This is a genomic window from Novacetimonas hansenii JCM 7643 (assembly GCF_000964405.1).
GTDB lineage: Bacteria > Pseudomonadota > Alphaproteobacteria > Acetobacterales > Acetobacteraceae > Novacetimonas > Novacetimonas hansenii.
The window spans coordinates 1-838 of record NZ_BANE01000312.1; the positions used below are offsets into that span (position 1 = coordinate 1).

General features: G+C 62.8%; 2 protein-coding genes. Both read left to right on the top strand.

Annotated elements, in window-relative coordinates; genetic code table 11:
- On the top strand, positions 1–271 hold a 271-nt coding region (locus B7G66_RS15725; protein ID WP_148424812.1), incomplete at its 5' end, for a hypothetical protein.
- Positions 272–354: 83 nt separating this feature from the next.
- Entirely contained in the window at positions 355–798 is a 444-nt protein-coding gene (locus tag B7G66_RS15730; RefSeq protein WP_040512071.1) for a hypothetical protein, read from the top strand.
- Positions 799–838: the final 40 nt, after the last annotated feature.

Sequence of the window (838 nt, forward strand, 5' to 3'; positions counted from 1 at the left end):
GACCTATGCCGTTTACCTGACGGCCGCGACCAGCGCGCATCCGGCCGGATACGTGGTCGATAACGTCGAATGGGACGGCGCATCCGCATGGACGCCCCCAGCCGGGACCACCCTCATTGCTGACCCCGATCGCAAATACCCGATCGGCAGCACCTATGGCGCGCCCGTAACCGCCACGACAGCAACAACGACAGCAGCCACGGTCACGCCCACGACAGCCACCGCGACAACGGCGGCAAGCACGACTGCGGCGACATCCACCACGACCTGACGGCGCACTGCATGGATCATGCCCTGCCATACGCACCTGCCATCACCGTCCCTTGGGGCGGTTTTTTATTGCCTGGAACAAAGATGACCGAAGATCCGGATGTGCAAGACATCCTCGATGACCATGGGGAACGTATTGGCTTCCTCGAACGCTGGCGCAACAGTGCTGACGGAAAGATTGACGACACCCGTCGGGAGGTCGGGGCCATCCGGGCCGAAATGCAGGCCCAGTATGCCGCGACATCGTCCGCACTGGATCGGCAGTCACGCGACATGCAGGGCCTGACCCGTCAGCTTGCCGAACATACCGGCGCGCAGAAAGAGCGGAACCGGCTGGACCAGGACGCGCTGACGAAGGCGCGGATTGCCGAAAGCCGCTGGAAAAAGCGATCCGCCGTGCTGGGGATCATCTTCACGCTGCTGGCCATGGTCGGGGGCACCCTGCTGTCGAGCCAGACATGGGATGACTATTTCTTCGCCAATGTCCCGTTCCTGCATCGTCCCCATGTCATCGGGTCCCCCCAATGACCGGCCTGTGTATCGCGCAGTTCCGGCATGAAATCGTCGC

What these genes read in the sequence shown, in the direction of transcription:
- B7G66_RS15730 (WP_040512071.1), top strand. Translation starts at nt 355, where the DNA reads ATGACCGAAGATCCGGATGTGCAAGACATCCTCGATGACCATGGGGAA.